Below are 25,548 nucleotides of genomic sequence, written 5' to 3' on the forward strand. Positions count from 1 at the left end.
GTCGGCCTCCTTGCCCATGTTCGTCTCGCGCGGATCCACGCAGATGTGCGTGCTCGCGCGCGTGGCCACGTCCACCGTGGTGCGGCAGCTGTCGTCGTAGTTGGACAGCTCCGACGCGCCGCCCCAGGCCACGTACACGTCCGGATGCGCCACCGTCTCCATCCAGCTGTCGGCGAAGCTCGAGCACATGAGCGTGCCGAAGTGGCGCGGCCCCTTGCAGATCTGCCACGCCTGCACGATGTTGGGGGAATCCCACAGATACATGCCGTTCGACGCGCCGAACATGCACCACACGCGCGAGGTGCCGCACATGCCGAACAGGCTCTCGCCGCCGTACTTGGCCTGCAGCTCGTCGAACTTCGACACGATGGTCGAAATGGCCTCGTCCCAGCTGATGCGCACCCAGCCGGGATCGTCCGATTCCTTGTCGTTCGTGCGCTTCATCGGGTAGTGCAGCCGGTCGGGATGATACGCCGCCTGCACGGCGGCCTGAGACTTCGTGCAGCAGTTGCCCATGGACTGGAACGCCGTGGGGTCGCCCTCAACGCGCACCACGCGCCCATCCTGCACGACCGCGATCACGCCGCACTCCATCTTGCCGCAGCCGCGGCAGCCGGTGCGGATGCGTTTGACCTCCCCGGATGCGTCGGCAGGCGTCTCGGCCGCAGCCAGGCCCGGCGACGCGCCCGCCACCGCGCCCGCCGCGGACGTGACGGCCGCAACCTTCACGAACGTCCGGCGCGACATGGTGAGTTTTCCCATGCTCTCCTCCTCATCTTCCTGGGTCGCCCGTCGGGGCGCCACGCGCGTCCGGACGCATCCTCCCCCTCCGGCCGCACCGCGCCCTCATGTTTCAAGCATGGCAGGCCTCTGCGGGATGGGGAAATAACGTTTCGGGCCGTCACGCCTGATGACCATGATGGTTTGTCGAGTATGCATGCCGTTTCGTTATCGCATCATGACAAACGGGTATGCTGGAAGGGCGGGGCGCCTGTCGCGGGAACGCGCATGGTAGAATGCTGGCAAGGGGGTTCAAAGGGGCGCTATGAACATCGAACACGGCAGAGAGTTCCTCAAGCTGGCGCAATGCCTGAACTTCACCGAGGCTGCGAACAGCCTGAACATCACGCAGCCCGCGCTGAGCAAGCATCTGGCCGCCCTCGAGCGCGAGCTGGGCGTGAGGCTTGTCGAGCGCACCCGCAAGAACATCCAGCTCACCGAAGAGGGGCGCATGTGCTTCGAGACGTGCGCCATCATCGTGAGCCAGTACGACAAGATGAAGCGTTCCTTCGACGAGCTGAAAGCCGCGCACCCCCTCAAGATAGGCGGGCGGTTCGAGGACGCCGACGTCGCCACGCTCATGTCGATGACAGCCATGCTGGCCCGCAGCTCCCACCGCCCTCCCCTCGCGTTCGCCCGCGACGACGGACATGATGCGGCCGACCTGCTGGAACGCGGGGAGATCGACCTGTTCGTGGACTACGCGAACCCCGTGCAGGTTGAGGAGCGGGGGCTTGCCTTGAGGCCGTTCGTCGCCACTCCGCTTGTGGCCATCGTCGGATCGGACCACGCGCTGGCGCGGCGTCGGAGCGTCGGTTGGGCCGACCTCAAAAACGAGACGCTCGTGAAGTTCGTGAGCGACAAGACGAACCCCGCCTGGACGCAGATCGAGACGCTGTGCCGCGCGCACGGGTTCGCCCCGAAAACGCGCCCCGTCTCGTCGCTCAACGACGTGGAGTTCTTCAGCACGCCTCTCGACGGAAGCGTGCTCATCTGGAAAAGGACCCAGAAGCAGATCGGCTTGCTGCTGGAGACGGGACGGCGCGCCTGCGTGCCCATCGACAGCGAGGACGCCCAGCTTGTCGCCTACCTCGTGTTCAAGCCCAGCGACGAGGCGCGCCTTGCAAGCCTGTTCGAGGCCGTGGACGAGGCCAAAGCGCTCATCGAGAAGCGCAAGAAGCGCGAGGACGCCGCCGAGTAGCGGCGCGCCTGCGCGAGCGCGGCCCTACCCCCACGCCTCCGACAGCAGGAAGTCGGCCACGTGCATGGTGCGGCGTGACACAGGACGGGCGTGACACAGGACGGGGATAACGTCACGCTCCGCCAGGCGCCCAGAGGGAGGGTGTTTCACGTGAAACATCCGGGGGGGCGTTGCCGCCACGGCGCCTTGCCTTGCCTGAAGCAGAGGAGGTGCTGCGCGGTTTCGTTTCACGCGAAACGCCTGAAAAGAAGCGAGGGGGCGCCTCCCCTCCCACGCACCCGCAGGAGGATTGGCGCGCTCGCGTCGCTCCTGCGGATGCGAGGGGGGGGTGAATGCTAGTAGAACATGAACACGCTGAGTCCCAGCTCGCAGAAGACCACGCGGAGGCAGACCGCGCCTGCGAGGGCGCAGGCCACGGCGACCGTCCCCCAGAGTTTCCAGTCGCCGGACCTCCTGCTTGGCCGTCCTCGCTACGACTTGGCGCTTCCCCGACCGTCCCTCACAGCGTCCTCACGTATTCCAGCAGAGGTGCAAGATACTCGCGTCTCGTGCCATCAAAGCCTTTGCGCATGATGGCGAGCGTTTCTCTCTCCTTGGGATCTTCGCTCTTGTCGTGCATTTTGCAGAACATGCGCATGGCAAGCTTGTCCGCTGCGCCTAGCTTGTCGAAATCGTATCCGCCGTGGCAGTAGAAGCATGGCAGATCAGGGTATTCGCTTTTCGGAAACGTGCGCGCAAACGCTTCATTGATGCTGTCCTTGGTTGACCAGCCCGCTCCCGGCATGGGCGTTGCGCCGGTGGCAAGCACGATCACCGACAGATTCGGGTGCGACTCCATAGCCTTTTTAAGCCAGCGAGCTCCCTTGATTGACGCAGCATGAAACCAGCTGCAAAAAACAAGCAGATCGGTTGTGTCTAAGTCCACATCCGAACGCATCCGAAACGGAGTTGCAACGCAGTCCAATTCCTCGGCAAGCCACCGTGCGTACTTCTCGGTGAACCCGGTCTGCGAACAGTACACCACCGCTTCGTTCATAGCGTGCCCCCTCTATGAAGCTCGTTGAATGCCCTTACGTGCCGAATGCAGAACTTTCGCGCCTCGTCCGGCTTGGTTTCGAGATTCATCAGCATCAGCATGGGTCCATGGAACTGCCGTGCCGCAAGCGCAACATCGCACTGATTAAACGCGCCCTTTTCAACAAGCCTGCCAAAGATGCGTTCCTGCAAGGCAAGAGGACGCTCTGCGAAGACCGTTCTATACAAGGTCGCGCACCGCTCATCGGCATATCGGCTCACTTCAAGCATGCGGCGCAGCTTCCGTATTCTCTCGTCACAGAAAAACGGCAGGTAACTCCGCCAAACGAGTTCCTCCAGCTCCGGCATGTCGTCTGAGGCATATGCCTCAGGGCTGTCGTCCAACGTTGCGTTTGCGCCGAGTTCGCGCAGCGTGTTCTCAAGAGCCGCAATTTCACGAGCGATCAGCGCATCGAACACCTCTCGCTTCCCTTCAAAGTGCTTGTAGAGCGACGCGCCCTTGATGCCAACGGCATCTGCGATGTCGCGCACCGACACGCCGTCGTACCCGCATCCGCTCATAAGGTCGAGTGCGGCATCTAAGATACGATCGCGCGTATCTGTTCGTCTCCCATCTCGCATGATTCCCTCTCCAATAGGCTAACGTAATGTAGCCTATTATAGCGAAAAAGGAGGAGGCGGCCAAAACCTGCCGCAAAGTCGCAAACCGGGCACGCGGACAATGACGGAGAACGGCGCGGCAGCGTCCTGCCCGGCAAGCCGCACGGGCGCCGAAACCGCCTCGATGCCGTCTGCCGTCAGCCCTGCGCTGCGCTGCGCGGATCAAGCGCGATCACCCTAATCGCCTTGCCGAGCACCCGGGCAATAACGGAATGAATTTCACGGAATGCATTCCGGTATTGCGACGCTGTTTTGGCTTTTACAAAATGCAAAATCGATAAAACAAAATGCCACGGGGTACGAACACGGCGACAAAACCGAAAGCCGGATGACCTTCTTGATGCAATGGCGAACGCAAACGCACAAGCGCCCCGGGCGGAAGCGGCCTTCCTGTTTGCAAGGGGGATTGGGGAGGAAGGAAGGCCGCACCCGTTCGGGACGCTTGGGGGGAGTCTGGGGGGTATCCGGGTCTGATGGCAGAGGGTGACGTTATCCCCGTCCCTCTGTCACGCTATGGCAGAGGGTGACGTTATCCCCGTCCTTCGGTGACGTTATCCCCGTCCTTCTGTCACGCTCCTTCTGTCACGCTCGCTATCCCCGTCCTCTGTCACGGTCCTCTGTCACGCTCTGTCGCGCGGGGCGCTTGGGAGGGAGGTGCACCCGCAGGAGGATGGGCGCGCTCGCTCAACTCCTGCGGGCGCAAGTTCCTAGTAGAACATGAACACGGAAAGGCCCAACTCGTAGAATACGACGCGGAGGCAGATGGCGCCTATGAGAGCGCAGACCACGGCGACCGTACCCCAGAGTTTCCAGTTGGCGGACTTCTTACCCATGAAGGCTGCCACCAGCGGGAGCACGCCACCGACAACCACGGCACCGGCCCAGAGCAGCGGGGCTTGGGCGGACACGAGAGCCGCAGCATCAGCCATGCCAGCCAGAGGATGCGTCGGGTCGAAATAGTAGCCCACTTCGGTGAAAGAACCCGCGCTTGCCTGCAGGAAAGCGGCGAAAGCGATAGCCGTCACAAGAGAGACTGCCGCACCCACCAGAACCGGAAGGCCGGCGGGAGCCACCTCATCGCCCACTACAGCCATGATAAGCGCCATCGTGCACGGTCCTAGCACACACGCGTTACCCAGCACGTAAAGGATCCAAAGCACGGAATCCCACGCGGGGCGGGCGGCCATGGTGTAGGAGTGCGCCATGACGGCCACCAACACTACGCACACGGCAACCGACACCCAGCAGAGCCACTTCGGCACGCTCGTGCCGTCGTCGCTGCGACGCATAAGCACCAGATAGGCGATGGCAACCACAGCCAGCACCACGATGGCGATCAGCTCCTGGGTGATGCCGGAGGTCAAATGCCCAAATCCGTTGAAGATGCGCTCCCAGTGCTCCAGGTGGAAAAACACGGCAATCCCACCGGCAGCCAGCAGCACGGCACTCGCAATCCACGCCGGCATCTGGGACTTTTTCGCATGCTCACCGGCGGCAAGCAACGCTTGGGTTCCAAAGAGCCCCGCGCTCCACGCCACGAGCGTGGTGAACAAGATCAGAGGCCACTGAAGCTCCATTACTCTCCCCCTCCTTGCCATTTCTCCTTGCGCAGGATGTACACGAACGACGGCTTGTTGCCCACGTCGGGCAGGCGGTGCACCTCGGCGTCGGTAAAGGGCTTCACCGGATACTCGCAGCTCTCGCCCACACTCTCTCCCAAGGTCACACGGGCAGCCGCCTGCGCTTCGTAAGAGGGATCGGACAAGTCGCACGCCGGCGCCTCGAAGCTCTCCAGCCCCTTCTCCGCGTCGCCGAAGAACCGCGCGCGACCCCCGCACTGCGCCACGCACTGGGGCAGCTCCCCCTGGGCGACCTTCTGCTCGCAGAGGGTGCACTTCTCCACCACGCGCTCTTCCTCGTTCAGGTAGCGTACGTTATACGGGCAGGCCATGGCGCAGAACTGGCAGCCTATGCACTTCGATTTGTCGATCTGCACCGTGCCGTCCTCAAGCTTGTGCGAGGCTCCCGTGGGGCACACGGCAACGCACTCGGGGTTCTCGCAGTGCTGGCACTGCACGGTCAGGAAGTAGGTGTACACGTCGGGCCACTGGCCGCCTTCGACGCGGGGATTGGGCCCCACGCGCAGCACCTTGTTCCAGTACGAGCCCACCGGCACGTTGTTGATGACCTTGCAGCTTATGGAGCACGCAAGGCAGCCGACGCACTTGTTGAGGTCGGTCAGGATAGCGTACTGCGTCATTTATGCCTCACCCCTCGCAGAGTCGTAGTCGGGCAGCCATTCCTTCAGGCGCGGGTCATCGCAGGTGTGGATGATCTCCGTGCCGTCGTCGCCGCAAGGCACGGGGTTTCCAAACGGCGAGTTCTCGGGCGTGGCCTTGTACACCTTCACGCCGTAGGCGCGCAGGTTGGACGAGCCGCAGATGCGGTCCTGCGCATGGCGGTCGATCAGGCAGTTCACGCCGGAGAGCTTGTAGCCGTGGTCGGGTTGGGACAGCTCGGGGTACCACCACTGGTGCTCGGCGTTCACCACGCCGGGCGCGATGCCGTAGTACAGGTCCACCACCTCGCGAATCTTGTGCTGATCCGTCTCGATCCACACCCAGTCGCCCTGCTCCAGGCCCAACCGCTCCGCATCCACCGGGTTCATCTCCAGGCGCGGCACCGGCCACAGCTCCCGGCACCACGGCAGCTGCCGGTGCTCGGAGTGGAAGTAGGTGCCCTGGCGGCGGCCCGTGGTCATGAGGAAGGAGTTCTCGTCGGTGAACAGGTCGGGATCGGCCACCGGGCCGTGCGGCGCCTCCCAGTACTTCGGGAACACCTCGTCGGCGGCGAAGTCATCGTCGGTGTAGCACACCTTCTCGGGCTTGCCGTCGTTCATCACGCCGTTCACCAGCCACGACTCCAGCACCGTGGACCAAATCTCCTGCTTGTGCGTGGTGGTGTTCCACCCTTGGCGCTGCGTGGGCTGGGGCGGGAACCCGCCGGAGATGCGGCCGTTGCCAATCTCGTAGCGGCGATAGGTGCCCCACTCCTCGGGCTTTTCAATCTTGGAGTCGAACCAGCCCTTCTCCTGGAACTCGGCCTTGTAATCCTCCCAATCGGGAATGCGGAAGTTCGCCAAGCCAATCTCGTTGCAATGCTTCACGGCCTCGTCGCCTTCAAGCCACTTCGCACCGTGCTTGGCCTCGTCGAAGTACGGCACGCCCGCGGCCTTGAAGATGCCCACAACGATTTCCAAGTCGTTTTTGGCCTCGCCCGGCGGGTCCACGGCCTTCACCGTGGCGCCGAACGCGCCCGAGGACCCTTGGCTCTTGCGGATGCAGTCGAGCTCCATCCAGTGCGCGGCGGGCATGGCCACGTCGGCCACCAGGTCAACGCAGGGCGTGTGCCACAGATCGATGGAACACCAGAAGTCCAGCTTCACCAGCTGCTCGGCGGCAAAGATGGAGTTCGACTGGTTCATAAAGTCGCCCGTCTGCCCAATGCCGCAGGTCACGTTGTAGGGCTTTCCGCTCTCGATGGCGTCATAGATGCTCGTGGCGTCGGCCCAGCTGGGGTTGCAGTCCGCGGCGATCATCGGGAAGTTCTCGCCGCCGAGTATCTTGCTGGAATCGTAGGACGGGATCTCCTTGGAGTCGGGATTGCACATGGCCAGGTCGAAGTACGGCCAACCCGGCGTGGAGCCGCGCATGCCGCCCGGCACGTCCATGTTGCCCGTGATGCCGCACACGAGGTCGCACGCGCGCTGGTTCTGCACGGAGTTGCAGCCGTGCTCGGGGGCCAGCATGTACTGGATGCCGCCGTTGCCGTAGCCGGTGGAGGGGTCCACGCGCGTGGCGTAGGCGATGGCCGCCTCGCGCAGCGTGTCGGCCGCGACGCCCGAGATCTCCTCCACCTTCTCCGGCGTGTAGTCCTCCAGAAACTCGATGTAGCGCTCCCACACGGTGCGCACATGAACCACGGTGCCGTCCTTGAGCGTGACCTCGCGGCCGCCCTCCTCGGTGAACAGCGCCGGATACAGCCCGTCGGGGAACGGCGTGGGGTCGATGACGAAGCCCTGGGACTGCCCGGACGCGTCGAGGCCGGGCTGGTGCGGCTCGAATCCCTTCGTGGCCGGCGACCAGTCCTCGCCTTCCCAGCCGGGGTTGTCGGAGGTGGCATCGTACCAGGACAGCTCGTTCGTCAGCTCGTTGATCACCATGAAGCGGCCGTCGGATCCACCTTCCACCAGGTCGGACTCCTTCAACAGGCGCGTTATGATGTGGTCGGTCTGCGCGTCGGAGGAGCATACCGAGGGAACGAAGGACTCCTCCTCCACCACCAGCATGGGCGCGTTCATCCACTTGCGCACGTACAGATCGTCGATGAGGTCGTTCTCGATGATCACCTGGGCCCAGCAGTTGGCCACCGCGCCGTCGGTGCCGGGGCGCAGGTTCACCCAGATGTCGGCCTCCTTGCCGAGGTTGGTCTGGCGCGGGTCCACGATGATGTGCGTGTCGGCGCGCGTGGCCACCTCCACAGTCACGCGGCAGCTGTCGTCGTAGTTGGACAGCTCCGACGCGCCGCCCCACTGCACGTACACGCGCGGGCGGCCCACCGTCTCCATCCAGCTGTACGCGTTCGAGTCGTTGAGCTTGGTGGCGTAGAAGCGCGGACCCTTGCAGATCTCGTTGGCCTGGATGCCGTTGGGGCTGCCAAAGCACTGCTTGAACGCGCCATAGGGCGCCATCGACCAGATGCGCGACGTGCCGCCCATGAAGATGCACGTTTCCTTGCCGTACTTCTCCTGATTGGCGTGGATGCCGTCAACGGTGAGCTTGTACGCCTCATCCCAGCTGATGCGCTCCCAGCCCGGCTCCTGGCCCTTGGGGTTCGTGCGCTTCATGGGGTAGCGCAGCCGGTCGGGATGGTAGGCCGCCTGCAACGACGCCTGGCCCTTGGCGCAGTGGTTGCCGGCGGATTGGAACGCGCTCTCGTCGCCTTCGGACTTGATCACCTTCCCGTCCTGCACGGTCACCCACACGCCGCACTCCATCTTGCCGCAGCCGCGGCAAGCCGAGCGGATGTGCTTGACCTCGCCTGCGTTCGCAGATACCGCACCGCCTTGCTCGGCGAGCGCCTGGCCGACAGCCGTCGACGCCGTGCCGAGCGCGGCGGCCGTGACGGCCGCAACCTTCGCGAACGTTCGACGCGTCATGGACAGTTTGCCCATTCCTCCTCCTCTCGTCGTCATTCCAAGACGCGCCCACCTTAAGGTTACAGGCGCTGAAAACGGATCGGCCGCAGAGCGCATTTTTGCCTCCTCGCGCATCGTGCGATGAACACGATGCCGTTTGAACAGGCACGATGCATTGCATGTCTGAAAAACAATTCCCTCAACCTTCGTAAACGATGAGACGGCGGGGCGCATCAGGCGCTACAATATCCATCGGAGGACGCGGGCCCTTTTGGCCTGTCGGGCGAAGTGCGAGGGGGAGGGGGCACGCATGCCCAAGACGCGCGATCATGCAACGCATCCGCACGCATGGCCAACGGCTGCCGAGCTTACCGTGGGCGTAGCGCTCGCCTGCACCATGTCCTGGGTGTCCATGAACTTCAAAAGCTTGAGCCTCTTCGCAAGCTACACCCACAGCGAGACGCTGCTCGACGCCGTCTACCTTGTCTCCATCATCGCCGTATCGCTCACGCTGTTCACAGCAGGCGGCCTTGATCGAGCGACGGGTTCTCTCCTCGAGCGGCGCGCGACGCGGTTCGCGCTGCCCTTGGGCGTGACCGCCTCCACGCTCGTCATGCCGCTGGCAGGTCTTGAAGGTTTGGCCGGCGAGGTGGCCCTGTACGCCTCCGGCGTGCTTTCGGGCGTGTTCTCCGGGTTGTTCCTCTTCGAGTTCGGCATGGCGTTCAGCCTGATGACCACCCGCAGCATCGTCATTGGCGCAGCGGTGGGCAGCACGTTGTCCACACTGCTGTTCGCCTTGTCGGTGCTGTTCCAGCCGCTTGAGGCGTGCCTGTTCAGCGCCAGCATGCCGCCTATCGCCGCCGTCTTGCTGGCAAACGGGATGAGGGGCGTGCGCCCGGCCGAGCGGGAGGAGCCCTGCGCGCTTTCCGATCAGCGACCCTTAAACGATGCGCAGGAGCGCGGCGAATGGCGCCAGCTCACGGCAAAGCTGGCGCTGGCCTCGTTTCTGGTGGGGTTCGCCAACGAGGCGACGCGCACCCTTTACATGCAGATGGGCATCGCCAACAACGGAGCCACCCCGTACGCGTTCATCCAGGCCCTCACCTCGTTCGGCGTGACCGCCGGAACCGTGGCCATAGCGCTGGCGCTGCTGGCCTCCAAGGCCGAGCACATGGCCCGAAACGCCTACCACGCTTTGGTCGTGCTGCTGATGATGGGCACGCTGCTGCTTCCCCTGCCCCTGCTCTACCCGCAGGTCGGCGTGCATCTGCCCTACGCCGTGAACGCAGCAGGCTACACGTGCTTCGGCATGTTCATGTGGACGATCACGGCCAGCGTGTGCGGACGCTACCAGCAGGCGCGCGTGCGCACGTTCGGCTTCGTGCGAGGGGCATGGGCCTTAGGGCCGCTGCTCGGCATGCTGCTGGGACGCTACGTGCTGCACGGCGCCGGACTGTCGCTGGAAACGACGTTTCCCGTCATGCTGGCGGCGGCGCTGGCCCTGCTGCTGGCGAGCAACGGAGTGTTCACGGGAACCGACCTGGTCAAAGCCATGGACATCATCCCGCTTGCCCGCAAGCAGCGCTTCCGCGCGAAGTGCCTGCGCGTCATCGAGCGCTACGGACTATCCGAGCGCGAGGGCGAGATCATGGTCATGCTGGCCAAAGGCCGCAACCTCCCCTACGTGCAGGAGCACCTCTATCTGTCCAGGAGCACCGTTTCCACCCACCGCCAGCACATTTACCAGAAGCTGGAGATCCACTCCCAGCAAGAGCTTATGGACCTGGTGGAACGCACCGAGGAATGAGGGCGCGGCGCGGGCGGCGCGCGTTTGCGGATGCTGCGTCGCGCGGCGCCCGTGCATGTCCCTTACCGTTCGTACACCTGATCGCAACCCAGCAAATCGCGCATGGAATGCCAGATCTGATGCGGGTTGCCCGGAGGGTTTTTCATGGGTTTCATCTCGTAGCGCTCCTTCGCGCCGTTCATCAGGTCCACCGCGAACACCTCCTCGGACAGCGTGAGCGCGCCTTCGGGGCAGATGTCGGTGCAGCAGCGGCATTTCACGCAGTCCGCCGGCGCGTGCTCCACGCCGAACGTGCCGTCGGCGTCCTTGAACTTGGCAATGGCGCCCGTGGGACAGAACGTCGCGCACATCTGACACGACGAGCACTTCTCCGCGTCGATGATCACATGCCCCCACAGGCGCGTGTCGATCATCACGTCCTCGGGCTCGCCGAGCGCCGCCAGGCCGTCGAGCAGGCGTTCGCGGCGGTCGGGGATGAAGTGCGGCAACGTGCCGTCGTCCATCACCTTGACGTACTTGGGCGCGGGCGCGTCCTCCACGCCCAGAGCGTCCTTCACGGCGAAGTCGGCCGTGGTGGCAGCCGCCGCCTTCGCCTCGTCCCGCACGCTGGAGAAGAAGCCGCGGCGGCTGGGGTCGTAGCCTTTGTCCTTGGCCAGGCGCGCCACGGACGGGAACTTCTCCACGATGTCCACGCCCATGTCGCTGTGCCAGGTTTCCAGCAGCACGGCAGCGGTGTCGCACACGAGCTGCGCGGTTTCCAGCCCCACGGCATGCTCGCACGACGCGCACTTGCCCTGCACCAAGCTGACATGCGAAACGCCCGCACCGGCCAGCGCGACCAGCAGGCTCTCCTCCGCGCGGCCCAGACACCCCACGCCCACCACCTTTTCAGGGTCGTAGAGCCCCTCGGCGGCGGCGAGTATCTGCTCGCAAGCGATGATGACCTCGCCGCCTGCGGCGCGCGCAGCCGACAGGCACGACTGCAAAAGCTCGGCGTCGTTGGGACGGTGAGCTTCGAGCGCGCAGGTGGGGCAGATGGTGGCGCAGGTTCCGCAGCCGATGCACTTTTCGGGGGAGATGATCAGCTCGTTGTCGTCGTAGGAGATGCACCCCGACGTGCACACCTCGGCGCATTTCATGCACGTTGCGTTGCGATTGCGCACGACAGCGCAGCGGTTCTGATGAACCGTGATGTCGGCGCTTTGCAGTTGTTCGAGCAGACCGAAGAAATTCGTCACGTGAGCCATGACTACACCCTCTTTCTCGTCTACCCCCTTGCACGCACCAGTATAGCCGTTATGACGCCGCCATGCGCAAGAAAGCGGGAGGGAAGCCGCGAAATCCTCCGCAGCGGCCCAGACGCGCGCCGTCGCGCCGTCCATTCGCCCCGTCGCGCCCATCCGCACGACCCTCCAACAGCACGCCGTCCCCTGCCCGCGCGACGCCCCTCCCCGTAGAGCGTCCCCCGCTTGCACGGCGCCCCCTGCGCGCGCCGTCCACGCGGCGCTAGCGTGCGCGCTTGGGAGCCCAGTCGCGCAGGCCGGGAACGGCGCCGCCGGCAACAGCCCACAAGTAAAGGCTGGCCACGGTGCCGTAGGGCGAGTAGCGGCGGCGGTACTTCGCGAACAGCGCGGGCGTGATGCGCCGATGGTGGTGCACCATGCGCAGGCCGCGCTGGATGGCCAAGTCGCCGTAGCTCATGATGTCGGGGCGCTGCATCGAGAACGTCATGAGCATCTCGGCCGTCCACACGCCGATGCCGGGCAGCGCGGACAGCTGGCGGCACACCTCGTCGTCGGGAAGCTCGCGCAGCGCCTCCAAGTCCAGCTCACCCGACAGCGCGCGCTCGGCCACACCCTTGATGTAGCCCACCTTGCGAAACGACAGGCCCGTGCTTTGCAGCACGTCGTCGGGGCAGGCCGCCACGGACGCGGGCGTCACCTCGCCAAGCAGCGCCGCCACGCGCTGCCACACCGTCTCCTGCGCCTTCGTGGAAATCTGCTGCCCCACAATGGAGTGCACGAGCGCGGAGAACAGGTCCGGGCGCACCTCGCGCCGCACGTGCCCCACCGCGCGGATGACCTCCGCCATCCGCGGATCGCGCGCGGACAGGTAGGACGTCTCCTCCTCCCCGTACTCGAAATAGCGTACCTCGTCCGCCATGGGCCTTTCCCTTTCCGTTGCCGCAGTTGCAGCCGTAGCCGTTGCCGCAGCTGCAGCTGTAGTCGTTGCCGTAGCCAACAGCCACCAGTACAGCGAAAAGCATAACCGAAGAAAGTGAGTCAACTAAATCAGGTGGCGCGCTTCTCGCGCGATGCCGCCAACAAGCTTGCGCGAAGGGCGGCGATCGCACATGCGCGACGCGCAGAGGCGCGCTCGGATGGGTGACCGGGCGCGCCTTTTAACTGCTCTTTCGTGCAGAAACGCTGCGGCTTACGACATGAACGACCCCGAGGCCGAATCGAACTCGCGCACGGAGCCGTCGGCGTACTCGATGCCCCAGACGGTGCGGTCGGCGTCGATCTTCGGGGCGGCGGGCTGCTTCGCGGGCACTGCCTCGGCGGGCACATCCGCCTCGGCGGCGGGCTGCTCCGGCGCCTGACCGTCGGCCCCTTCGCCAGCTTCTTCGGCCCCTGCGGCCTCCTCCTGCGCGGCGGCCGCGGCCTCTGCCGCAGCTTGCGCCACCTGCGCCTCGTAGCTGGCAAGCGACGGGATGCGCACGCACGCCACCTTCGCATCGCCGAACGCCCCGGACGTCATGAGGTCGCGCACCTGATCGATGTCCTCCACGGCTCCCTCAGGCACCGACGAATCGGACGCGGCCCTGAACGCCACCAGGACGTTGTCGCCGAACTCGACCTCGGCCCAAGCGTAATCCAAACCGTCTGCGCCCTGCCCGGCACGCACCCGGTTGCTGGCGACCACCGTGTTGGACACCTTGGAGAACATGTTGCGCAGCCACTTGGGCATAACGCCCTCCCACAGCTCCTGCGCCGCAGGATCGTTCTTGTCCCAGTACGGGCGGTGCAGCTTGACGGCAAGGCGCAACACGTTTTCAGGTGCGCCCTCCCCCGCCGCATGCGAGGACACCACGGAAGGCGCAACGTAGGAATACGAGCGCTTGATCTCCGCAACAACCTCGTCCGAGTACGCGCGCTCGTCGAGGTCCATCCTCAAAATCAGCGAGGGTCGAATCATGGCAGCCATAAACGTTCCTTTCTCCACGTGTTCTTGCCCCTTGCCCCGCACGCAAGTATCGCGCAACCGGAAAACGTTTGTCAACGGCCGTGCGCAGCACGATTCATGCTGCGCACGGCCCGTTATGGCGTTATGGCGCTATGGCGCGAGCGGAATGATTTACGGCAGAGATGCACGTCAAGCTGGAAGATAAGCGCATCACAATCCCATATCTGACAGGCTTACGAGCGTGGCGCCTGTTTCGGCCGCGCGTTTTCTGCATGCATCGGTGAAGAAGGTTTTCGAAAACACGTACAGAGAGCGTTTTTGAGCGGGCACCAGGGTGTTGCGATGCTCCAGCGTTTCCAGAACATCCACGTCGGTAGGCTTGTTGCGCCATTTGCATTCGGCGAAAATCGTCGTACCGTCATCGCATGGCGCCACAATGTCGATCTCCGCCTGCTCTTTGAGCGCAGGATCGTTTCCCCACCAACTTCCCGCGTCAAGAACCAGATGGGGCACGAGCGCACCATCCATGTGGCGCAGCAACCATTGCCGACACACGCCCTCGAACGACGCACCTACATACGTTGAAAGATGGCGCTGCGCGATTAGATGCGCAACCTCATTGGCGCGGCCGGCCTGCAGTGGCGTGAGATAGCGCGGCACGAATCGGTACCAGAAACGGAACAAGTTATCGGCAAGGCGGTAGCGAACTTTCTTCCGATTCGCGCCAACAACCGGCTGCTCTTTGCGCACGATTCCCAATTCCATAAGGTTTTTCAGGTAGTTGGCAAGCGCCGCCGAAGCAATGCCCGCCGCATCGGCAATCTCGACAGGCTTGCCAATGCCCGAAGCAATGGCCTGAACCACGGCATTGTACATCGCCGGATCACGCAGCTCTTGCTGAAGGTACGATTCAGGTTCGCCGAACAGGAAGGAGTCAACACGCAAAATATTCTCCGCGATGTTTTCTTCAAGCGTCAACGCGCGGTCATGCTGTTCCACATACAGCGGCACGCCACCGACCATGCCATACCAGGCAACTGCATCCTCGGCAGGAACGCCTTCCAGCAGTTTTTTCGCATCAAACACGTCAAACGGCTCCACCTTCAGTTGCGCTGTACGCCTACCATACAATGGGCTTTTACCGCCAAGCACCTGATGCTCCATGAAACTCATGGACGACCCGCACAGCACGAGAAACAGTTTGCTGCTTTCTTTCGCTTGGTCAATTTTTTCTTGAAGCAACGACGATAAAGGACGATAGCTTTGCGCAAGATAGGGGTACTCGTCGATCACAAATATTATGCGCTGAGTTTTAGCAAGCGAAAACACCTGGTCGATGACCTCTCCAAACGTTGCATACACCGGCGCTGGCGTATCGAGCGACCGCGCGCCATCCGCTGAAACGAACTCGTGAACAGCCCTGCTCAACGCCGTCAAGTTCTCCTTCGCGCTTGACTCCCGCGCCGTGAACAGCACCGCCGGCTTGCCCTCGACGAACTTGCCAATAAGGCTCGTTTTCCCCACACGACGGCGCCCGTACACAACGGGCATCTGAAACATGTCGGTCGCGTAGAGCCTCTCAAGAGTTTCCAGTTCCCGCTCTCTGCCAACAAACGCCATAGCGTCCCGCTTTCCCTTGGTTGCATTTTTCTAAATTATACTTTACTAAACTACAATTTAGCAAATTTCGCAGCGCCCGCACGGCGCAATCACTACCTTGACACCCTGCACGCAGCGGCCTATCATACGGAGCCGGGGAGTCCGCCCGCACCATCTGAGCGTGCGACGCGGACATTGTTTGCAAAAGTGGGAACCTCAGGGGTGAGGTTCGCGGCGCCGTGCGTCACGCGCGGGGCGCCGTAAGGTGCAAACGATGTCTGACGAGGGGCGGAACATGACGCAAGAATCCACCAAATTCGATCTTTCCCTTGAATCCGATTACGACGAGTTCGATCCGCTAGAGGATGCGGAATCGGAAGACGACGAGCAGGACGCCGGATCCGGCGAGTTCTCGGCCGCCGTCGCCTCGGCCGGCGACGCGCCCGACCCTGCCACAGCCACCGGCCCCGCGCCCGACACGCGCACGGCCGAGGAGCGCACGGACGACCTCATCGCCTCCATGGCCCCGCGCCGCAAGGTGCTGCTGGGCATCCTGGCCTTCTGCGCCGAACCGCGTCCCGTCGCCGAGGTGAACGCCCTGGTGGACGAGATGCAGCAGAACAACTTCTCCGTGTACTCGGCCGCCAACCTGTGCTCGCTGCTTGAGAAGGCCGGCGCCATCGAGCGCATCACGGCCGACGGCTCCCCTGCCGACGACGTGGAGGCGCAGCCGCAGGTGGTTGTGGTCGACGGCGTGGAGTACCTGGAAGCCGGCGAGCCTGTGGAGGTGTTCTGGTCGACCACCGACGCCGGAGCCGCGGCCGTGGAGGCCGACAAGCCGCTTGAGCGCCTGCGCGCGCTGCTGGACGAAGACGCCCTCTACCAGCCCATCTACAAGCGCATCCTCACGCTGTGCGCAGCCGAGGGCGGCTCGAACACGAAAGCCCTAGGCGAGGCCGTGGACGACGACCCGCTTGTGCAGAAGCCCCGGCTCTACGTGGCGCACTTCGTTGACAAGCTGGAGAAGTGCGACGCGCTTGAATGGAAGAAAGCCTGGATCACCACCGAGATCGGCGAAGCGGGCCTGCAGATGCTGGCCGACGTCGCCGACGATTTCCAGCCCCAGACCGCCGCGACCGACGAGGAGTAGACCATGGCCGAAACCACCCATGCCCCCGAGGGCGCCCAAGCCGCCGACGAGGCGACGCTTTCCGACCTCATCAAGCTCAACGAGCAGCGCGCCGCAACCTACGGCTTGCTCTCGCGCCTCTACCGCGTGGAGGTGGACGAGGAGTTTCTGCAGGAGCTGCGCGGCATGCGCTTCCCCGCCAGCACCGGCAACAAGAACGTGGACGAGGGCTACCGCCTGATGGCGAAGTTCATGAGCAACGTCTGGGAGAACAGCCTGACCGACCTGGCCGTGGACTACGTGCGCACCTTCATCGGGCACGGCGTTGACGCGTTCTCGGCCGCCTACCCGTTCGAGAGCGTCTACACCTCCGAAAAGCGCCTGCTCATGCAGGAAGCGCGCGACGAGGTGCTGGCCATCTACCGCAGCGCCGGCCTGGACAAGCAGGACAGCTGGAAAGAGGGCGAGGACCACATAGCGCTGGAGCTGGAGTTCGAGCAGATCCTGGCCAAGCGCACGGCCGACGCGCTGGCCGCCGGCGACGAGGACGAGGCGGTGGCGCTGCTGACCACGCAGAGGAACTTTTTGGAGGACCATCTGGCGGCCTGGGCCCCCATGATGACCTCCGACATGAAGCGGTTCGCCAAAACAGACCTCTACCAGGGCCTCGCGTTTCTGACAGACGGGTTTTTGGAGACCGACCGGGCGTTTCTCAAGGACGTGGTTGCGGAGGACGAGGACTGACGGAAGCATGCGCACGACAGGCCCAAGCGCACCGACGAGAGGAGCAGACGAGATGAGCAACGAACCGCGCGCCGACGCCGAAAGCGCCCGCGCGCCCCAGAAGGAGAAAACCTACGCCGGCATGACGCGGCGCACCCTGTGTTTGGGCGCGGGCGGTGCGGCCGTGATGCTGGGCCTCGGCGGCCTCAAGTACGTTGGGTCGCAGTCCATCATCCGCCCACCGGGAGGCCAGGACGAGGAGCGCCTCGTATCGGCGTGCATCCGCTGCGAGAAGTGCTACGAGATCTGCCCGCGCGACGTCATAGCCCCGGCGCACATCGAAGACGGCCTGCTCAACATGCGCACGCCCACCTTCGACTTCTCCGCGAACTGGTGCGACTGGTGCGCCGAGGAGCATGACGGCGTGCCGCTGTGCGTGAAGGCGTGCCCCATCGAGGCGCTCAAGCTGCCCGAGGGGGCCACGGCCGAGAACACCATCATCGGCAAGGCGGTCATCAACACGGACTGGTGCCTGGCGTACAAGCTGATCGGCTGCCGGTTCTGCTACGACGCCTGCCCCTACGAGGCCATGGAGCTGGACGAGAACAACCGCCCCGTGGTGATCGCCGACAAGTGCAACGGATGCGGCGCGTGCGAGAGCGTGTGCGTGTCGCTGCAGAACGGGTCCATCTCCGAGGGCGCCACCGCGCGCGCTATCGTCGTCCACCCGCTCGACGAAGTGGAAGGGTAAGGTGCCTTTATGAAGATGAAGTCGAAAACGCTTCGCACCCTCGTGGCCACGGCCGTCGTGGTGGTGGTGGCCGTCGGATTTGTAACGAACCTCGGCATCGGCACCATATCGGCGCCCGGGTTCTGGGACATCTCCATCCTCTGCCCGCTCGGCGCGCTCGGCACCATGCTGGCGTCCAAGATGATGGTGCCGCGCGCCGTCATCTCGCTCGCGATCATGGTGCTGCTCATCATCCTGTTCGCCCGCGCGTTCTGCGGGTGGATGTGCCCGGTGCCGCTCGTGCAGAAAGTGCGCGGGCTGTTCTCCAAGAAAGGCGGGAAGAAGGCGAAGGCCGGCGCGAAGGCTGCGGCCGGCTCCGAGGCGGCCGATTCCGAGGCCGCCGACTCCGGGGCCGCCGCGCCCCTGACCGAGGCCGAGCGCGCCTCGCTTTCGGCCTCCTGCTCCAAGGGCGGCGAGGGCGGCTGCGCGTCGTGCGCCGCCAAGCGCGGCTCGGCTCCCGACGCGCGCCATTTCGTGTTGGGCGGGGCGCTTCTGTCGGCGGCCGTGTTCGGATTCCCGGTGTTTTGCCTGATCTGCCCCATCGGGCTTACCTTCGCAACCATCCTGCTGGTCATCAACCTGTTCGCGCACGGCGATGTGACCTGGTCCATCATCGTGGTCCCGGCGCTGCTTATAGCCGAGGTGGTGCTGTTCCGCAAGTGGTGCCACAAGCTGTGCCCGCTCTCGGCGTTCATGAGCCTGATCGGGAAGGCGAACAAGACCTTCGTCCCCGCCATCGACGACGCCAAGTGCCTTGAGACGGCCAAGGGCACCGCATGCGGCGCCTGCGGACGCGCCTGCGACGAGGGCATCGACCCGCGCCACCCGCAGCTGTCCGAAGCGGCCTGGTCCGAATGCACGAAGTGCCGCGCATGCGTGGACGCCTGCCCCACCAACGCCATCACCATGCCGCTTTTGCCGAAGAAGCGCGCCGACGGCCCCGAAGCGGGCGACGCGGCGGGCGGCGGCCTGGATGCCGCAGCGTCCGAGGGCGCCGGGGCGGGCGCGGCGAAACCGTAAGCCCCTCCTCCGCGGGCGCGGTCGCAGCTGCAGCGGTCGCGCCCGCGAACGTCGCGCAAGCGACGGCGGTTCCCGGCAAAAGGCGGCTTGGCAAGGGCTTCGGGGGCGAGCCGCCTTCTGCCGGGAAGCAGCGCCCCTCCCCCTCCCCGTAACGAGGGCGCCGCTTCCCGCAAACGTAGAATCGCATCGAGGTTCGACACGATACGACCCGACCGGGAAGGACCACGTCCATGACTCACGCATCCACCGTCACCGAGGCCGTCCGCATCGTCGGCGGTGTAGGGACCGGCAAAACCGAGCACCTCGTCGAGCGCGCCGCGCAGCTGGCGGCGGCCGAGGGGGCCGAAAGCGTCGCCGTGTTCTGCGCCACGCCGTCTGCGGCGCGCGCGTTCGCCGAGCGGCTGCGCGAGCGCATGGGAGAGGCGGCCGAAGGCGTGCGCGCGACCACGCCCCGCGCGTTCGCGCTCGAGGTGCTGGCGAACGAGGAATCGCGCGCTCTCACGGGGCGCGACGCGCGCCTGCTGACCGCAGTGGAGGAGAAGTTCCTGCTGGAAGACTTGAAGGTGAGCGGCCTGCGTCCGAAGCGGCTGCGCGAGATGCTCAAGTTCTTCTACCGCTCGTGGACCGAGCTGGCCGACGACGATCCCGACTGGCTTCTGCCCGGCGAAGAGGCGACGCTGCACGGGCTGCTCAAGGACAACCTGGGCTTCATGCGCGCCGTCATTGAGCCGGAGGCGGCCAACCTCGCGCTCAACTGCCTGCGCGAAAGCGAGGCCGTGCGCACGGCGCACCGTTTCGCGCACGTGCTGGTGGACGACTACCAGTGCCTAAGCCGCGCCTCGCAGCTTTTGGCCGAGCTGGCGGCCGAGAAGTCCGTGGCCGTGGCGAGCGACCCTGCCGCGTGCGTGGAAACCTTCGACTCCTACCCTTACGCGGCCGGCCTTGACGAGTTCGCCGAGCGCCACCCAGACGCCCAGCTGGTGGAGCTGGGCGCGTGCAGGCGCGGCCGGGCGACAGCGCGCGCGGCCGCCAACGTGCTGGCCGACCCTGTGTTCGAAGGGCGCGTCCTTCCCGCCTTCGACGAGGCCGAGGAGGGTGCGCTCGACGTGCTGGCCTGCAGCGACCCCGCCGCCGAATTCGAGCGCGCGGCCGCCTACGCAGCCGAGGCGGTGGAAGCGGGCACGCCTGCCGCACGCGTGGCGGTGGCCGTGCCCAACGACGTATGGGCGCGCAACGTGTCGGCCACGCTCAAGGCGCGCGGGCTGCGCGCCAAGACGCTGCCGAGCCGCCAACCCATCGGGGGCGATGCGCGCGACCTGGAGCGCTGCGTTCCCGCGCGCGTGCTGACCGCGCTCAACCTGGTGGCGGACCCGGACGACGCCACGGCGTGGCGCTGCTGGTGCGGCTTCGGCGACTACCTGCTGAACAGCGCCGCGTTCGCCAGCCTGCGCGAGCAGGGCCTGCCGCTTGTGGAGGCGCTGGCCGCCGCGGACGGCGGGGACGCGCCGCACGCCGTGGGCATGCAGCGCGTCGCGGATGCGCGGCGCGCGGGGCTTGAGTTGATCTCCCAAGCGCAGGGGCTTGCCGGCCGCGCGCTGCTCGACGCGTTGGCGCGCGCGGTGTCCGGCTCGCCCGATGCTTCGGCTCCGGGAGCGGTGGCGGCCCTCTGCCTTGCAGACGGAGAGGCCGACGACGCCTCCTCCATGGCGCAGCGCGCCCGAAAGCGCCTGACGATGCCCGCGCTCTCGGGCGGCGATGCCGTGGCCGTTGTGCCGTACGACCTGATGGCGGGGCTTTCGCCCGACGTGCTGGTGGTCGCCGGGTTCGTGAACGGGTTCATCCCCTGCCGCGACTACTTCGACGCCACCGTGATGCCGCTCGACAAGCAGGAGAAGACGCACGCCGCAGACGCGCGCCGCGTGTACGCGCTTGTCGGGAAGGCGAACCGCGCGCTGGCGCTTTCGCATTTCGCCTCCACCGACCTTGAATCGGCGAGCATCCTCAAGCTGAAGATCGACCGCATCAAACTCCGCGACGGCGTGCGCGTGTGCACCATCGCCCCCAGCGATTTCCTGGCCACGATCGTCGGCGAGGCGTAAGGGGCGCTTTCGAAAAGGCAGAACGCGGAGGGGGACCCGGCATGCAGCGCTGGGCCCCCTTCGCGTTTTCAAGAGGCGAGGGCTCCACGTCTCCGAAAAAGATCGCGAAGCCATCCGATGCGCGGCTGCTGCGGCAATGACCAACTCGCGAGTGCGGGCGACCCATGCCAACGGCGGTTTGACAACGGACGGGAAAAGAGGACCGGACGAAGGACGCGAAAGCGCCGCTCAAGCCGTAGGCGCCGCCCCTCTCAAAGGCGACTCGCCGACTCGTCCTCAGTCAAGTCGATCAACTCCTGCTGAGAGTGGATGCCCAGCTTCTCGTAGATATGGCGGATATGGGTGGCCACCGTGTTTTTGGACAAGACCAGGGCGTCGCGGATGTACGGGCGGCTGCGACCCTGCGCCAACAGCAAAAACACCTCGGTCTCACGATTCGACAACCCATAGGAGCGCGCGATGCGAACACGATGCTGCGCCGTCGTCTCTGCAGCTTGCGCGGTTGCCGTCGCAACGGCATGAGGCTCGGCGGGAGAACGCGTCTCCGCGTCGGCATCGGCACCGGCGGCGTCGAGCGTGGCGTCGCGTCGGGGCACGAGCAACGTGACGACGACGAACACGCCCACAAGCAGCAGGCAGAACGTTTTGGCATCCACCACGCCGCCGACCAGGAGCGCCTCGATGGGCGGTTGAGCAACATACCCGACGAGCACGCCCGCATACGCCGCGCACTCGCCAATGCCCACGAAGAAGGTGGACGTACGCCCCGTTTTCTGCGCGAGGCGGACGAAGTACAAGACCATGATGATCTCGATGCCAGTGAACACGACATTCGCCAAAACGCGCGACAGCGCAAGCGTTTCCAGCGTGCCGAGAGCCGTGCAGATAATGGCGAACACGAACGGCACGGTTATCCAACGAAACAGCGCTTCGAGGTTGATGCGCCGCGAGAACAGCACGATGGCCGCCGAAAGCGCAACCGCGAACACCATGCCCACGATGGTGGCCGCGGTTTCGGCTGCCGCCGTCACCTCCAGATTCGAAGCGGCGGGCAGCAGGCAGCCGATGGCGTACACCGCGAAGATGACGAGAAACATGCGTGCGATGTTTGCTCGTTTCACGCCCATCCGCACATCTCCGCCCAGATCTTCCCTCGGCACTGAGCCGGTGTCGAGCGCCCGCTTCGACAGCAGCAGAAGCGCGCCCGAGGCCAGCGGCAGCGCCGTGACCACCGCGACGGACGCTGCGGGAGGAAAGCTGGGGATGGCGAGCGCGCACAACAGCGTCGCCACAAACGAGGCGGGCACGACGGTTTCCACGATTCCCGTCTCCGTGCGCGCGAACAGGCAAGCCCACAAAAGGATGAGCACGACCGGACCCACGCCGGTGCCCACGCCGGCCAGCACGACGGAAGCGGTTTGCAAGACCCCGCCGAGATAGGGGCACGCGACGGCGAACAGGGTGCCCGCAGCCGTCAGCACAGGGCCGAGCACGAACATCGAGCGAACGGCCGCCAGCTCGCGCGTGCGGCCCACCAGGCTTCCGACGATGCACGCAAGGGGCGTGATGGCCGCGGAGAGCACCCAGGCCGCATCGCCCTGAAGCGGCCGCCCATTGGCGAACGCGCCCAACAACGGCAGATCCCAGATGCAGGTGCTCCATGCGTAGATGAGGCCGAAGCCGAGCATGCGCAAGGGGAAAGCGGGCTCCAGCATCGCTGCGAAGCGGTCGATCCCCGTCGTTTTCGTGCTCGTGCGTGCCACGCTGCTCCTCTCGAACGCAAGACGATGATAGCGGACGCCGCAGTTCGCACCATCACCTCGTTGCGGTGATTTTACCGCTGTTTTCCCTGGAAAGAGGCATCGCCTCTCTTTGCGGCGATGCGCGCGGCCGACACCCTGCCTAGAATGCGGCATGGCCGGATCGGTCGGACGCCCTCGGAGAAGAGGGCCGACGCCGGACCGCGCGGCATCCCCTGCGGATCCGGGCGGCCGGCGGACTGGCGCACACGGCGCCCACGGTATCGAACAGGAGGAGGAAGGCATGAAGACATCCATGGATCGTCGCGCGTTCTTGGGACTGAGCGCCATGGGGGCGCTCGCAGCCGGAGCGGGTCTTGCCGGCTGCTCGCCGCAGCAGAAGGAGACCGCCGCAGCGGGCGAGGACGCAACCGCAAGCCCGGCCGACCAAAGCGGGCAGACGGCCATCCCGCGCGTCGAGGGGAGCCAGACGAAGGAATGCGACGTGTGCGTTGTGGGAGCGGGCGCGACGGGCCTCATGGCCGCGCTCAAGCTGGCCGAGGCGGGCAAGAAGGTGATCGTGGTGGAGAAGGCCCCGTCGGCTGCCATGTCGAACTTTGCGATGTGCGGAGGCCCGGCCGCCTGCGAGACGAAGCTGCAGGAGCAAGAGGGCCAGACGGTGACGCTCGACACCCTGTTCGGCTACATGTACGACTTCTCGCGCGCGAGCGTGAACGGCGCGCTTCTGCGCAACTGCCTGGCAGGCACGAGCGAAGCGCTCAACTCGATGATCGACCTCGGCATGCCGATGTCGCTGTGGCCCGACGTGTACGGCAACGGGTTCCGCGCCCGCCACTACCTTGAAAGCGAGGGGGAGGAGCGTGTGGCCCCGCTCGTGAAGGCCATCGAAGCCGCAGGCGGCGAGTTCTTGTACGGCACGGGCGGCGAGAAGATCATCATCGAGGACGGCGCGGTGCGCGGGCTGCAGACCGACGCGGGCGTGGACGTGCTGGCGCCGAACGTGGTGGTGTGCACGGGCGGGTTCTTGGGCGGCGAGGACCTGCAGATGCAGGTGTTCAACACGCCGGTGTTCTCGCTGGGCAACTCCATATCCGACGGCACGGGCATCAAGATGGTGCTCGACGCGGGCGGGGCGCTCGACCGCAACTTCGCCGTGCTGGGCAACGAATGCGGCGCGGTGGCGGCGGCCACGCAGGGCAGCCCCTTCAACGAGGACTGGACCAACGTCAATGAGCACTACGGGTACTGGCTGTTCGGCGGCCTGTACACCGACACAGCGGGCGAGCGTTTCATCAACGAGGAGGAGATCGCCCAGTTCCCGCTGGCCATCGGCGGCGAGGCGCTTGTGCGCGCGGGCAAGGCGTACGTGGTGATGGACTCCGATTACTACGAGGCCGTGAAGAACGAGGGCATCTACGCGTACCTGGGCCAGCCCGAAAGCTGGGTGTCCGGTCCGGAGGCCGACTACTACAAGACCACGCCGGAAAACGCCGAGGCGCACCTGCAGCAGGCCATCGACGAGGGCTGGGCGCTCAAGGCCGACACTGTGGCCGAGCTGGCCGAGAAGTTCTCGCTTGACGCCCTGGAGGCAACGGTCGAACGCTACAACGGATTCTGCGATGCGGGCAGGGACGGAGACTTCGGCAAGAGCGCGCCGTTCCTCAAGCCGGTGAGGACCGCGCCGTTCTACCTCTTCGAGTACGTGCCGAGCGCCTGGGGCACGAACGGAGGCGTGAAGGTGGACAGCCATCTGCGCGCCATGGACGCGAACAACAACCCCATCCCCGGCCTGTACGTGGCCGGCGTCGACCAAGGCAGCGCCTACTGCGTGCCGTATTACACGAACCCGGGCGCGTCGGTGGGCCTGGCCTTGGGGTCCGGCGTGTACGTGGCGCAGGAGATACTCGGCCCCGAGCGCCCGTGCGTGCACCGCAGCCAGGCGAAGGCCGGCCAGCCGGCTGCGGCGCACGCGCACACGAGCGCACCCCACCCGACAAACACCGGCTCGGAGCCTCCCGCGTAGGAGACGAGCACGCCAAATCCGCCTCCCGCCAGGCACATTCCCGCGTCTATCGCGTTTTGCTGGAGCGAGGCGGCCGTGGATCGCGCGTCGGCGGGCATGCGGTCCGCAAGCACGAGCAGCGCGCTCGTCACCGTTGCGAAGTACCCGGCGCCCACAAGCGCGCAGGACGGCAGCAGCGCCTGCGCGCACTGCGGCGACGCCCCCAGCCCCATGGTTCCCAAGCCGAGAAGGCCCAGCCCGACCAGCGCGGCCGCGCCCTTCCGGCCCGCGTCCCCCACACGCCCCGCCACCGGGTTGGCCACGACGCCGCCCGCCCCCACGGCGGCGAACGCGAGGCTCGCCTCCGACGCCATCCCGGCCGCTTCCAGATGCGCCCCGAGGAAGTTCGCCTGCAAGCCATAGCACAGCGCCGCCAGAAACGAGCCCGCGAGCACGGCGGGAGCGGCCCTCGGCGCGCAGCGCAGCGACCCGCGCCAGGCGGCTCGGCCCTTTGGCTCCCTTGGGCCCCCACGTTCCCCCCGGCCGTTCCCGGCCCCCCC

Annotated in this window: 19 protein-coding genes and 1 pseudogene; 8 read left to right on the forward strand and 12 right to left on the reverse strand. The window is 65.5% G+C overall.

Annotated elements, in window-relative coordinates:
- Positions 1–762: molybdopterin-dependent oxidoreductase (locus tag ACWKY3_RS02415; RefSeq protein WP_449314835.1), on the reverse strand; the 762-nt coding region annotated here is incomplete at its 3' end.
- Between the two features lie 283 nt (positions 763–1,045).
- Between ACWKY3_RS02415 and ACWKY3_RS02420 the strand changes: the two genes are divergently transcribed.
- The gene (locus ACWKY3_RS02420; RefSeq protein ID WP_449314836.1) at positions 1,046–1,981 is read left to right on the forward strand and encodes a LysR family transcriptional regulator; all 936 of its coding nucleotides are present in this window, start codon (positions 1,046–1,048) and stop codon (positions 1,979–1,981) included.
- A gap of 499 nt (positions 1,982–2,480) precedes the next feature.
- On the opposite strand, the gene ACWKY3_RS02425 is transcribed toward ACWKY3_RS02420, so the two are convergent.
- From ACWKY3_RS02425 to ACWKY3_RS02445, 5 genes are all read right to left on the reverse strand, one after another.
- Entirely contained in the window at positions 2,481–3,017 is a 537-nt protein-coding gene (locus tag ACWKY3_RS02425) for a flavodoxin domain-containing protein (protein ID WP_449314837.1), read from the reverse strand.
- Complete coding sequence (locus ACWKY3_RS02430; protein WP_449314838.1) at positions 3,014–3,637, reverse strand: TetR/AcrR family transcriptional regulator; 624 nt, start codon at positions 3,635–3,637, stop codon at positions 3,014–3,016. The genes ACWKY3_RS02425 and ACWKY3_RS02430 overlap by 4 nt, the downstream gene beginning before the upstream one ends.
- Before the next feature lie 746 nt (positions 3,638–4,383).
- Positions 4,384–5,253, reverse strand: a complete 870-nt coding sequence (locus ACWKY3_RS02435) for a dimethyl sulfoxide reductase anchor subunit family protein (protein ID WP_449314839.1) — start codon at positions 5,251–5,253, stop codon at positions 4,384–4,386.
- Positions 5,253–5,936 (reverse strand): 4Fe-4S dicluster domain-containing protein, encoded by a 684-nt coding sequence (locus ACWKY3_RS02440; protein ID WP_449314840.1) that lies wholly within the window; start codon positions 5,934–5,936, stop codon positions 5,253–5,255. The genes ACWKY3_RS02435 and ACWKY3_RS02440 overlap by 1 nt, the downstream gene beginning before the upstream one ends.
- A complete protein-coding gene (locus ACWKY3_RS02445) occupies positions 5,937–8,909 on the reverse strand; it encodes a molybdopterin dinucleotide binding domain-containing protein (protein WP_449314841.1) in 2,973 nt (990 codons plus the stop codon).
- A gap of 274 nt (positions 8,910–9,183) precedes the next feature.
- Between ACWKY3_RS02445 and ACWKY3_RS02450 the strand changes: the two genes are divergently transcribed.
- The gene (locus ACWKY3_RS02450) at positions 9,184–10,680 is read left to right on the forward strand and encodes a response regulator transcription factor (RefSeq protein WP_449314842.1); all 1,497 of its coding nucleotides are present in this window, start codon (positions 9,184–9,186) and stop codon (positions 10,678–10,680) included.
- A gap of 62 nt (positions 10,681–10,742) precedes the next feature.
- Here the strand turns inward: ACWKY3_RS02450 and ACWKY3_RS02455 are convergent, their stop codons facing one another.
- The 4 genes from ACWKY3_RS02455 to ACWKY3_RS02470 all read right to left on the reverse strand — a co-directional run bounded on the left by ACWKY3_RS02455 (position 10,743) and on the right by ACWKY3_RS02470 (position 15,486).
- The gene (locus tag ACWKY3_RS02455) at positions 10,743–11,927 is read right to left on the reverse strand and encodes a 4Fe-4S binding protein (protein ID WP_449314843.1); all 1,185 of its coding nucleotides are present in this window, start codon (positions 11,925–11,927) and stop codon (positions 10,743–10,745) included.
- A 259-nt stretch (positions 11,928–12,186) separates the two neighbouring features.
- Positions 12,187–12,843, reverse strand: a complete 657-nt coding sequence (locus ACWKY3_RS02460; RefSeq protein WP_449314844.1) for a DNA-3-methyladenine glycosylase family protein — start codon at positions 12,841–12,843, stop codon at positions 12,187–12,189.
- A 270-nt stretch (positions 12,844–13,113) separates the two neighbouring features.
- Entirely contained in the window at positions 13,114–13,887 is a 774-nt protein-coding gene (locus tag ACWKY3_RS02465; RefSeq protein ID WP_449314845.1) for a hypothetical protein, read from the reverse strand.
- Positions 13,888–14,076: 189 nt separating this feature from the next.
- The gene (locus ACWKY3_RS02470) at positions 14,077–15,486 is read right to left on the reverse strand and encodes an ATP-binding protein (RefSeq protein WP_449314846.1); all 1,410 of its coding nucleotides are present in this window, start codon (positions 15,484–15,486) and stop codon (positions 14,077–14,079) included.
- 274 nt (positions 15,487–15,760) lie between these two features.
- Between ACWKY3_RS02470 and ACWKY3_RS02475 the strand changes: the two genes are divergently transcribed.
- The 5 genes from ACWKY3_RS02475 to ACWKY3_RS02495 all read left to right on the forward strand — a co-directional run bounded on the left by ACWKY3_RS02475 (position 15,761) and on the right by ACWKY3_RS02495 (position 21,226).
- Entirely contained in the window at positions 15,761–16,615 is an 855-nt protein-coding gene (locus tag ACWKY3_RS02475) for a hypothetical protein (protein WP_449314847.1), read from the forward strand.
- Positions 16,616–16,618: 3 nt separating this feature from the next.
- Positions 16,619–17,338 carry a TorD/DmsD family molecular chaperone gene (locus ACWKY3_RS02480; protein ID WP_449314848.1) on the forward strand — a complete coding sequence of 240 codons (720 nt, stop codon included), beginning with the start codon at positions 16,619–16,621 and terminating at the stop codon, positions 17,336–17,338.
- 52 nt (positions 17,339–17,390) lie between these two features.
- Entirely contained in the window at positions 17,391–18,068 is a 678-nt protein-coding gene (locus ACWKY3_RS02485; RefSeq protein WP_449314849.1) for a 4Fe-4S dicluster domain-containing protein, read from the forward strand.
- Between the two features lie 9 nt (positions 18,069–18,077).
- A complete protein-coding gene (locus tag ACWKY3_RS02490; RefSeq protein WP_449314850.1) occupies positions 18,078–19,127 on the forward strand; it encodes a 4Fe-4S binding protein in 1,050 nt (349 codons plus the stop codon).
- A 230-nt stretch (positions 19,128–19,357) separates the two neighbouring features.
- Positions 19,358–21,226, forward strand: coding sequence for a UvrD-helicase domain-containing protein (locus ACWKY3_RS02495; protein ID WP_449314851.1), 1,869 nt, complete (start codon positions 19,358–19,360; stop codon positions 21,224–21,226).
- 251 nt (positions 21,227–21,477) lie between these two features.
- On the opposite strand, the gene ACWKY3_RS02500 is transcribed toward ACWKY3_RS02495, so the two are convergent.
- Positions 21,478–22,989 (reverse strand): response regulator transcription factor, encoded by a 1,512-nt coding sequence (locus ACWKY3_RS02500; RefSeq protein ID WP_449314852.1) that lies wholly within the window; start codon positions 22,987–22,989, stop codon positions 21,478–21,480.
- 280 nt (positions 22,990–23,269) lie between these two features.
- Here ACWKY3_RS02500 and ACWKY3_RS02505 point away from each other — a divergent pair, with 280 nt between their 5' ends.
- Entirely contained in the window at positions 23,270–25,009 is a 1,740-nt protein-coding gene (locus ACWKY3_RS02505) for an FAD-dependent oxidoreductase (RefSeq protein ID WP_449314853.1), read from the forward strand.
- On the opposite strand, the pseudogene ACWKY3_RS02510 reads toward ACWKY3_RS02505, so the two are convergent.
- Positions 24,979–25,443, reverse strand: a pseudogene (locus tag ACWKY3_RS02510) (hypothetical protein); the annotation flags it as partial. The gene ACWKY3_RS02505 and the pseudogene ACWKY3_RS02510 overlap by 31 nt on opposite strands.
- Positions 25,444–25,548: the final 105 nt, after the last annotated feature.

This window comes from Rubneribacter sp., from assembly GCF_965361815.1.

Coding starts and splice junctions, on each gene's coding strand:
- ACWKY3_RS02420 (WP_449314836.1), top strand. CDS start 1,046: ATGAACATCGAACACGGCAGAGAGTTCCTCAAGCTGGCGCAATGCCTG.
- ACWKY3_RS02425 (WP_449314837.1), bottom strand. CDS start 3,017: ATGAACGAAGCGGTGGTGTACTGTTCGCAGACCGGGTTCACCGAGAAG.
- ACWKY3_RS02430 (WP_449314838.1), bottom strand. CDS start 3,637: ATGCGAGATGGGAGACGAACAGATACGCGCGATCGTATCTTAGATGCC.
- ACWKY3_RS02435 (WP_449314839.1), bottom strand. CDS start 5,253: ATGGAGCTTCAGTGGCCTCTGATCTTGTTCACCACGCTCGTGGCGTGG.
- ACWKY3_RS02440 (WP_449314840.1), bottom strand. CDS start 5,936: ATGACGCAGTACGCTATCCTGACCGACCTCAACAAGTGCGTCGGCTGC.
- ACWKY3_RS02445 (WP_449314841.1), bottom strand. CDS start 8,909: ATGGGCAAACTGTCCATGACGCGTCGAACGTTCGCGAAGGTTGCGGCC.
- ACWKY3_RS02450 (WP_449314842.1), top strand. CDS start 9,184: ATGCCCAAGACGCGCGATCATGCAACGCATCCGCACGCATGGCCAACG.
- ACWKY3_RS02455 (WP_449314843.1), bottom strand. CDS start 11,927: ATGGCTCACGTGACGAATTTCTTCGGTCTGCTCGAACAACTGCAAAGC.
- ACWKY3_RS02460 (WP_449314844.1), bottom strand. CDS start 12,843: ATGGCGGACGAGGTACGCTATTTCGAGTACGGGGAGGAGGAGACGTCC.
- ACWKY3_RS02465 (WP_449314845.1), bottom strand. CDS start 13,887: ATGGCTGCCATGATTCGACCCTCGCTGATTTTGAGGATGGACCTCGAC.
- ACWKY3_RS02470 (WP_449314846.1), bottom strand. CDS start 15,486: ATGGCGTTTGTTGGCAGAGAGCGGGAACTGGAAACTCTTGAGAGGCTC.
- ACWKY3_RS02475 (WP_449314847.1), top strand. CDS start 15,761: ATGACGCAAGAATCCACCAAATTCGATCTTTCCCTTGAATCCGATTAC.
- ACWKY3_RS02480 (WP_449314848.1), top strand. CDS start 16,619: ATGGCCGAAACCACCCATGCCCCCGAGGGCGCCCAAGCCGCCGACGAG.
- ACWKY3_RS02485 (WP_449314849.1), top strand. CDS start 17,391: ATGAGCAACGAACCGCGCGCCGACGCCGAAAGCGCCCGCGCGCCCCAG.
- ACWKY3_RS02490 (WP_449314850.1), top strand. CDS start 18,078: ATGAAGATGAAGTCGAAAACGCTTCGCACCCTCGTGGCCACGGCCGTC.
- ACWKY3_RS02495 (WP_449314851.1), top strand. CDS start 19,358: ATGACTCACGCATCCACCGTCACCGAGGCCGTCCGCATCGTCGGCGGT.
- ACWKY3_RS02505 (WP_449314853.1), top strand. CDS start 23,270: ATGAAGACATCCATGGATCGTCGCGCGTTCTTGGGACTGAGCGCCATG.